The sequence below is a fragment of the Bradyrhizobium macuxiense genome, from assembly GCF_001542415.1.
Taxonomy (GTDB): Bacteria; Pseudomonadota; Alphaproteobacteria; order Rhizobiales; family Xanthobacteraceae; genus Bradyrhizobium; species Bradyrhizobium macuxiense.
This window is the reverse complement of sequence record NZ_LNCU01000040.1, coordinates 276,901-285,535: the sequence shown is the minus strand read 5'-3', so window position 1 is coordinate 285,535 and position 8,635 is coordinate 276,901. Positions and strand designations below refer to the sequence as shown.

Sequence of the window (8,635 nt, the reverse complement as noted above, 5' to 3'; positions counted from 1 at the left end):
CTAGTACCCGGAATCAGAGTTGATTGATACGGCGGCCCTTGAAACGGCGTTGACGGATCTTTTTCTTGGTCCAGACGAAGGGCTCGGCTTTGTCGTTGTAGGCGTTGACGTAGGCATCGATGTGTTCCTGAAGCTGCTTGAGGCTTGTGAAGGAGGTGCCGCTGAGCGACTGCCCCTGCAGGATTGAGAACCATACCTCGATCTGGTTGAGCCAGGACGCACTCGTCGGTGTGAAATGGAATTGCACATTGGGATGGGCCTTGAGCCAGCTCTCATTCTTCTTGTGGGTGTTGAGGTTGTCGAGGATGACGTGAAGCTTTCGGCCCGGAAAGGCCGCGGTGAGGCTGTTCATGAAATCGAGAAACTCGACACGGCGACGGCGTTTTGAATGCGTAGCGATGATCTTTCCGGTGGCGACTTCGAGCGCTGCAAACAATGTCGTGGTGCCATGCCGCTTGTAATCGTGGCTCTGGCCGGTCAAGGCGCGGCCATTGGGCAACTTCAGATAGCCCTGCGCTCGCTCCAAAGCCTGGATCGAGGGCTTCTCGTCCACGCAGAGCACAATAGCCTTCGCCGGCGGGGCGACGTAAAGGCCAACGACATCGGCGGCTTTGGCCGTAAAGTTCGGGTCGTTGCTCTCACACCAGGACTTGCGAGCCGCGAGGTCAATCTTGTGGCTGCGCAGGAACCGCCAGACATATTGGACGTCAACATCGCCTAGCGCCTCGGCCAGCAGAGGGCCGGTCCAGCGCGCAAACCCTTGCGGGGGCGGCTTATCCAGCAGCTTCAGAATCCGCTTGTCGGTCGTCTTCGTATAGATCGGCTGCTTGCCGGGCCGCGGCTTGTCTTGCAGCCCTTCAAGGCCTTGGTCGGCATAGCGATGCCGCCAAACGCTGACAATCCGCGGCTGGACCCCAACTTCCTTGGCGATCGACCGGGTGCTGCGCCCGTCCGCCGCTAACAGGACTATCCGCGCCCGCTTCAAATCGCGCTGCAATGTCATCGGTGAGCGACAACACGCCTCAAGCACCTTGCGATCTTTCCTCGAAAGGCGGACTTCTCTTGCTTCGGGTATCATCCCGACCTTGAATCACGACTCACGTTCCAAGAAAAGCGGGTACTAGCTTCTCGCCAGATCGAGAAAGTGCCGCCCTGTGCGGTCTTCAGTTTCGACGATCCACGCGTCGGGATCGAAGCGGAGCTCCTTGACCAGCCGTTCCTCGACCGATGGTTCAGGCACTGGCTGCGGCGCGATCGCCACGAACAGACGCTCGACCGGACGGCTGTCGTCATAGACCGTCTGCGGCGCCGGCGCATAGAGCATCGCGTTGCCATCCATCAGCGCCACCTTGACGAACACAGCGCCGGCTTCCTCGGCGCCCTTTTTGCGGACCGCGCCGAAGACGCCCTCGGTCTGGCAGCGGCGCAGATAGGCGGCCACCCATATGCTGGTTTTCAATCGCATGCGCCGACCTATAGGACAGCGGCGCTGCTCCGTCCAATCATCACACGTACCACTGGATAACTGCCCAGGCTTGTCCCGGGCATGACGGTCACGTCTTCACTCCATTCGCGGAGAATGTCTGAGACCGAAGCTCACTCGATCGGGTGACCGATCATTGTGGTGAGCTGATGGACCAGGCGCTCGGACATCTGTCCGGTCACCGGAAGTTTGCGCGCGCGCTCGAACTTCGCGATCGCCGCCTGGGTGTCGGCACCGATGGTGCCGGTCGGCTTGAGCTGGCCGTAGCCATACTCGGTCAGCGTGCGCTGGACAGCGGCGATCCGCCTTCCGGCCGCGCTGAGATGTGGCGCCGGGATCGGTGCCGGCGGGCGAATAACGTTGGACTGCGCGGGCGCAGCGGCCGGCGGCGCGGCGGTCGACTTCATCACCAGATTGGTCATGGGGTCGGACGCCGGCTTGGTTTCGGTTGGCTTGACCTCGGCAGGCCTGGTTTCGACAGCCCTGGTTTCGGCCGGTTTCATCTCCACCGGTTTCGCCTCGACAGGCTTCGGCGGCTCCATGGCTGCCGGCTCGACCTGTCGCGCGGCGGCTTCAGCGGGGCGCGGGCGCGGGATCGGATTGGTCACGGCGGCGACTGGCGCCGGCAGCGTCACGACCGAACCGCCAAACATGGGTGACGGGTGACGGCCGGCCTGCAGGAACAGCGCATTGATCAGGATCGCGACAATGACGGCCGCTGCCAGCACGCCCGCGACCATGTCCTTCGGACTGTGCAGCAGCATGCGCAGGACGAGGCCCCGCTCTTCCTCGGCCTCGATCGCTACCGCCTTGGCACCGCGGCGACGGCGCGGCGCTTCATCATCGTCCAAAGTCTTTCTAGGCACTTTTCTTCACCTGCTGGGCTTGCTCTTGTAGCCCGGACCGCAGCGCGGGCTTCAGGGTCGAAACATTGCTGGTCGGCTCGGTCGCGGCCGGCGGCGCGAACGCGAGCGGCATCACGACCGACACGGTGGTGCCCTCGCCGATCTTGCTTTCAACGCTCAGTTCGCCGTGATGCAGGCCCACCAGTCCCTTCACGATCGAGAGGCCAAGGCCCGTGCCTTCGTGCCGGCGTTGATAGGTCTTGCCGGCCTGGAAGAACGGGTCGCCGATCCGCTTGAGATCGTCGGCCGCGATGCCGACACCGGTGTCGGAGACGCGCAGCAGCAGCCGCGATCCCTCGACCGCCGCCGACACGGTCACCTTGCCGCCGCGCTCGGTGAACTTGACGGCGTTGGACACCAGATTGAGCACGATCTGCTTGAACGCGCGCGGATCGCCGTTCATGACCGGCAGATCATCGGGCACGCGAGTCACGAGATCGACGCCGTTCTCGCGCGCCTTCAGGGCAACGAGGTTGCAGCAATTGAGCAGCGCCGGCCGCGGGGCAAACGGCTCCGGCGAAATCTCGAAATTGCCGGACTCCATCTTCGACATGTCGAGGATGCCGTTGACGACCGAGAGCAGATGCTGGCCTGAATCGTGGATCAGTTGTGCGTATTCCCTGCGGCGCGCGGCATCGAGCCCCAGCACGTCCTCTTGCGCAATCATCTCGGAGAAGCCGATGATGGCGTTGAGCGGCGTCCGCAGTTCGTGACTCATGGTGGCGAGGAAGCGCGTCTTCGATGCATCCGCCTGTTCGGCGGCGTTGCGCGCCAGTTCCAGGGCCTGCTCCTGCGTCTTGCGATCGGTGACGTCACGGATCACGGCGACGACCTCGGTCTCGTCGGAACTCTGATCGAGCGGGCGGCAGCGCATCTCGGCCCAGATGAAGTCGGCGGCGATGTTCTGGCCTCGGGCGGCGTCGCGGCGCAGGCGGAACTCGACGCTGCGCGACTCGCCGCCGCGCGCGGCATCCGAGAGCGCGGTGAGATAGGCCGGGCGGTCCGCGACATGAACACGGTCGAACAGGCCGTGGCCCAACAGCCGCGAAGCCGGAACGCCGAGCATCATCTCGGCCGCCGGCGAAATGAAACGCACCGCACCGTTGCGGCTGTGCCGCGACAACACGTCGCTCATATTGTGCGCGAGCAGGCGATAGCGGTCCTCCTCGACATAGAGCAGCGCCACGCTGGTGCGCGCCAGCGACTCGGCGCCAAAGGCGAGCCCGGCCGCATAGAAGATCGCCGACACGACGCCGAAGCCGCCCAGCATGCTGTTGGCCGCGGCAGCGGGATCGAACGCCGGCAGCACGTGATAGTGTCCGAGCACGCTCAGCAGCGCCGCACATGTCATCGCCAGCGCAAACGCAAACGCAACGACGCGCCGCGACGCCGACAGCGCCGCCTCGATCGGAATGACGACGAGCCATACGGCCGCGAAGGAGGTGATACCGCCGGTAGTCGCCGCGATCATCATCACGAGGCCGGAAAGCGCCAGCGACGACAGCACATGCGCGCCCTCATAGCGGCCGGTGCGCGACAGGAACCACGACAGCAGGATCGGTGCGATCAGCCAGGCGAACGCCGCAACCTCGATGGCAGTGGGTGCACCGCGCATCGCAAGGAAGGCCGGGAACGAGGCGAACGCCGCCAGGCTGCCGAGCAGCCGAGGCGCCATGAAGGCACGATGGCGTGCACGCGTCAGCGCATCATATTGCGCCGATGGATGCAGCAGCGCATCGAGGCAATCGCGGATCAGACTCACAACACTCACAGCACTCGCGCTTCGGCTCGATCGTCAGACAGACGCGCCGGAACGCCTCCTTGGTGATTGAAGGTCAACGTGTCAGAGCGAACTTAAGCGAACGCTAAGGCGCGGCGCCCTGCCACCAAACACCGTGCATTCGCGAAGGTTTGGCGCGCTATTCACCGCGCATTTGTCGGGGATGGTGAACGGCTGGTTTCCGGATGTGACGATCTATGGTTTCGAAATGGTGGACAGCGCCTGCCGCACAGTCGGCATTTGCACGACGCCATCAATCGAAAATTTACGCCGAATCAATTCAGGCGGATTTTCCGCGTTTTTTCGGCGAGTTTACTTCAATGCAAACACTTCCGATTTATCGACGGATGCTACGCCTGAGCCAACTGCGGCATCGACCGCATGTGAAACAAAAGACAAGACAGACGACCGGGGTCGCGCCATGTTTTTCCTGCTGCGCTTGGCATTCTGGCTCGGGCTGGTGCTCGTGCTGCTGCCAAGAGACAAAACACCCGAAGCGGACAAGACCCCGCAGATCAGCACATCCGACGCGGTGTCGGCTGCGACCGCGACCATCAGCGACATGGGCCAGTTCTGCAAGCGTCAACCAGCCGCATGTGAAGTCGGCGGCCAGGCCGCGACCGCGATTGGCCAGCGTGCAACCGACGGTGCGCGCAAGCTCTACCAGATCATCACCGACAAGAAGCCGCCTGATCACACCGGCTCGATCGGCGGCGACGATACCGACGCGGCGTCGGCCGTGGCCTCATCCGGCGACACCCTGACGGCGGACGATCAGGCGATCGAATTCCGGCCGTTACCCGACACCATGACCGCAAATTAAGCGCGGAACCGGTTCCATTTTCGTCGCTTTCGCGGCCCGCCTTCCTATATAAGCCGTTAAGAACGGGATGCGGGTCACGATGACGACGATCGACGAAATCAGGGACAATTTTTCACTGCTCGACGAGTGGGAAGACCGCTACCGCTACGTCATTGAGCTCGGCCGCGAGCTTGAGCCCTTGCCCGAGGAAGAGCACTCGGCTGAGAACAAGGTGCAGGGCTGCGTCAGCCAGGTCTGGCTGTCGAAACGGACCGAGCGCGACGCCAACGGCGAGCCGCGGCTGGCCTATCTTGGCGACAGCGACGCCCACATCGTGCGCGGCCTGATCGCAATCGTGCTGACGCTGTATTCGGACCGCACGCCGAAGGAGATCCTGTCGATGGACGCGATCGCGCTGTTCGACGAATTCGGCTTCCGCGACCACCTGACGCCGCAGCGCTCGAACGGCCTGCGGTCGATGGTCGAGCGCATCCGCACCGATGCGCGCGAGGCGCTGGAGTCGGCCTCGTAGGCGTTGCTTCGAGCAACGTGAAAAGGGTGCCGATGACGCGGGCGGCGTAGTCGCGCCGTGTCGTTCCGCGGCGCGAAGCGAACCGGAGATGCGCAATTGCGCATCGGGGAACCTCAAGATTCCGGGTTCGATGCCAAACGCATCGCCCCGGAATGACGCGACCAGGTCTATTTCTTCTTCCGCGTCTGCTGTCCCAGCCCCATTTTCTTGGCGAGCTGCGAACGTGCCACGGCGTAGTTCGGTGCCACCATCGGATAGTCGGCCGGCAGGCTCCATTTGTCGCGATATTGCTCAGGCGTCATGTTGTACTGCGTGCGCAGATGGCGCTTGAGCGATTTGAAGCGCTTGCCGTCTTCAAGGCACACCAGATATTCCGGCGTGATCGACTTCTTCATCGATACCGCGGGCTTGGCCGGCTCCAGCGGCGCATCGTTGCGTCCGCTCGAAACGCGTAGCAGCGCAGCGTGGACCTGGCTGATCAGGCCGGGGATATCGGAGGCCGGGGTCGGATTGTTGCTGAGATAGGCCGACACGATGTTGGCGGTCAGTTCGACCGGATTCTTGCCTGACGTATCGGACATATGGCTGACCTTCCCTATGCTGTCGAAGGGCGCGGCACGACGCGCCGGGCGGTCAGTATCCGACCGCGACGATACATCCACAGAATCCCGTACTACTTCGCGAATATGAGCGGACTACAGGAAACCTGACAAGAACGACGATGGTCCATCTTCAAAAGCGGGACCTGCCGCAAGTATTGGCCTCGACTTAGGGCCGCTGCTCCAGATGCGACCGGAGCTCATCGATCGAGGCAAACCGCATCATGCCCTCGGGCATCTGCGCTTCGATCGAGCCGTCCGAATAGAGCGAGTAGGCCATGCCGTCGACGACGCCCGATTTGAGCACGGTCACCGGCGGCTGCTCCTGGGGGGCGGGCGGATGGCCGGGCGATTGCGGGGCGGCCTGGGCCTCGCCGAAAGTCGAGGGCGCGCGTGCGGCCCGGCGCGGGGCAACATCGACCGACCGCGGCCGCTCCGCTTTCGGCCAGGCATCATCGAACGTCGGGGACGAGGTGTCAGCGGGCGCGCCCGGGTTCGGACGGAGCTCCGGCGACAACATATCCGGAGTGAGCGGGTCGGTGGACCGCGTCTGGGAGCGCTCGCGCTCCTTCCGTGAGGTCGAGGAAAACAGCAAGTTGCGCCGCTTGGGCTGCGCCGGAGAGCCCTCGGAGGGAGCGGCAGTAGCCGCAGTCGGCGCGGGCGGCGGCTCCTCGCTCTGGGCGCCACGTGTGGCGATCTCTTCGTGCCAGGGCGGCGGCGCGGCCGGTGCTGACGGAGCCGACGCCGGGGCCAACGGCGGAGGCACGACGGCGTGCGGATCGCGCTGGGTCCGAAAGGCACCGTCACTCGCCGCGGTGCGCGGGGAAGTTGCAGGCTCCTGCAGCGGGAACTCGGATCGCGCCCCCGCGGCCACCACCGGGCCAAGCCGCCGGGCGATGCCCTGAAGCTCGCGGACGGCCACCGCGATCGCCAGCACGATCGCGCCGGTGCAGACCCCGGTCACGCCCGTCGTGATCAACGTGCTGCCAACGCTGAATTCCTTGTAGGGAACTCCAAGGCCGACCGCGGCCAGGCCTGCCAGGATGAGGCCGATGCCGACGACCAACAGAGCAACCATCATCGAACTAACCCCCGGGAGATCCGACCGAAAATCGGTGCGGATACCGACGCCACGATACCGTCATATTGCCCACATCGCCAACCGCCAATTGTGGACAGAGTTCCCGAAAATCTCATTACAGCCGGCAGCGCGGGCCTCCTGTCAGGTTTGCCGCCGGTCGTCGCGGCGGCGGTTTCCGTAAATCTACTGCCTACGAAATGCTGCTAATTTATTGCAACGCTTCGGGGAAATTACGCCACAATTCCCAATTACTTGGAAATGGAACTGCGCTATATGGACGCCGGGGAATGAGGCCCTAAAGCGCCAACTGGGCCACAGGGACGCCGGTACCGCTAGCCATGTCATCTATCACGACGTCTGCCATCGATACGCCTGCGCGGCGCTCGGTGGAGAAGACCTGCGACGATCTCGCCATCCTTGTCCTTGGCATGGTCGCGGTGATCGCCGGACTCACATTCCGCGACTACGGATTGGGCTGGGACGATTATACCCACGCCGAGTATGCCGACCTCCTGCTGCGCATGTACGGGTCCGGTTTCAAGGACACCAGCGCGCTGTCATTTGCCAACCTCTATATGTACGGCGGCGGCTTCGACATGGCGGCCGCGCTGCTGCACAAGGTCATTCCGCTGGAGTTGTTCGAAACGCGCCGCCTGCTCGGCGCGATCGTCGGCGTGATCGGGCTTGCGATCACCTGGAGGCTCGCCCGGCGCGTGAGCGGGCCGCTCGCTGGCTTCGCGGCGCTGCTGCTGCTGGCGCTGTGTCCGACCTTCTACGGCCACATGTTCATGAATCCCAAGGATGCGCCGTTCGCCGTCGCAATGATCTTCCTGATCATGGGCCTCGTCCGCCTCGCGGAGGAATATCCAGCCCCCTCGCCGCGCACGATCCTGATCGTCGGCTTCGGCGCCGGTCTGTCGCTCGGATGCCGGGTGCTCGGCGGGCTCGCGCTGATCTACGCGGCCATCGGTTTCGTCCCGCTATGGCTCGACGAGTATCGCAGCCAGGGCGTGCGCGAAGCCGTGCGCCGTTTCGCGCATGTTGTCTACGTGCTGCTGCCGGGGCTGATGTTCGGCTATCTCGTGATGGGCTTGATTTGGCCCTGGTCGATCATGGAGCCCGGGCATCCGCTGGAAGCGGTGACCTATTTCTCGCACTTCTTCGAGAAGCCGTGGAAGGAGATGTTCGACGGCGCGCTGGTGTCGGTGCCGGACATGCCGTGGTCCTATTTGCCGACCCTGTTCGCGCTGCAGCTTCCCGAGGTGCTGCTGGCCCTGCTGGGCGCCGCCGTCGTCATCACCTTCATGTCGCTGTCGCGCAAGGACGTGCCGGCGCGGCGCAAGACCATCATGCTGATGCTGACGCTCGCGGCGATGCTGCCGCTGGTCATCGCGATGGTGAAGCGGCCGGCGCTCTACAACGGCATCCGTCACTTCATCTTCGTGATCCCGCC

The 8,635-nt window shown here is 63.9% G+C and carries 9 protein-coding genes; 3 read left to right on the top strand and 6 right to left on the bottom strand.

From position 1 onward, the window contains the following. Positions 1-13: 13 nt before the first annotated feature. The 4 genes from AS156_RS13920 to AS156_RS13905 all read right to left on the bottom strand — a co-directional run bounded on the left by AS156_RS13920 (position 14) and on the right by AS156_RS13905 (position 4,159). Complete coding sequence (locus tag AS156_RS13920; RefSeq protein WP_066503481.1) at positions 14-1,078, bottom strand: IS630 family transposase; 1,065 nt, start codon at positions 1,076-1,078, stop codon at positions 14-16. A gap of 42 nt (positions 1,079-1,120) precedes the next feature. Beyond that, on the bottom strand, positions 1,121-1,465 hold the full coding sequence (locus tag AS156_RS13915) for a DUF1491 family protein (protein ID WP_066504713.1): 345 nt from the start codon (positions 1,463-1,465) through the stop codon (positions 1,121-1,123). Between the two features lie 131 nt (positions 1,466-1,596). After that, positions 1,597-2,349 carry a peptidoglycan-binding domain-containing protein gene (locus AS156_RS13910; RefSeq protein WP_066504710.1) on the bottom strand — a complete coding sequence of 251 codons (753 nt, stop codon included), beginning with the start codon at positions 2,347-2,349 and terminating at the stop codon, positions 1,597-1,599. Beyond that, on the bottom strand, positions 2,342-4,159 hold the full coding sequence (locus AS156_RS13905; protein WP_066504708.1) for a PAS domain-containing sensor histidine kinase: 1,818 nt from the start codon (positions 4,157-4,159) through the stop codon (positions 2,342-2,344). Before AS156_RS13905 ends, AS156_RS13910 begins: the two co-directional genes overlap by 8 nt. A 430-nt stretch (positions 4,160-4,589) precedes the next feature. Between AS156_RS13905 and AS156_RS13900 the strand changes: the two genes are divergently transcribed. Then, on the top strand, positions 4,590-4,991 hold the full coding sequence (locus AS156_RS13900) for a DUF5330 domain-containing protein (RefSeq protein ID WP_066504705.1): 402 nt from the start codon (positions 4,590-4,592) through the stop codon (positions 4,989-4,991). A 79-nt stretch (positions 4,992-5,070) separates the two neighbouring features. After that, positions 5,071-5,502 (top strand): SufE family protein, encoded by a 432-nt coding sequence (locus tag AS156_RS13895; protein ID WP_066504813.1) that lies wholly within the window; start codon positions 5,071-5,073, stop codon positions 5,500-5,502. A gap of 167 nt (positions 5,503-5,669) precedes the next feature. On the opposite strand, the gene AS156_RS13890 is transcribed toward AS156_RS13895, so the two are convergent. Together AS156_RS13890 and AS156_RS13885 are read right to left on the bottom strand one after the other, a co-directional pair. Next, positions 5,670-6,083, bottom strand: a complete 414-nt coding sequence (locus AS156_RS13890; RefSeq protein ID WP_066504703.1) for a Ros/MucR family transcriptional regulator — start codon at positions 6,081-6,083, stop codon at positions 5,670-5,672. Positions 6,084-6,270: 187 nt separating this feature from the next. Further along, on the bottom strand, positions 6,271-7,182 hold the full coding sequence (locus tag AS156_RS13885; RefSeq protein WP_066504701.1) for a hypothetical protein: 912 nt from the start codon (positions 7,180-7,182) through the stop codon (positions 6,271-6,273). A 338-nt stretch (positions 7,183-7,520) separates the two neighbouring features. On the opposite strand from AS156_RS13885, the gene AS156_RS13880 reads away from it, so the two are divergent. Further along, positions 7,521-8,635, top strand: a 1,115-nt coding sequence (locus AS156_RS13880) for a glycosyltransferase family 39 protein (protein WP_245312791.1), incomplete at its 3' end; no start/stop codon positions are given.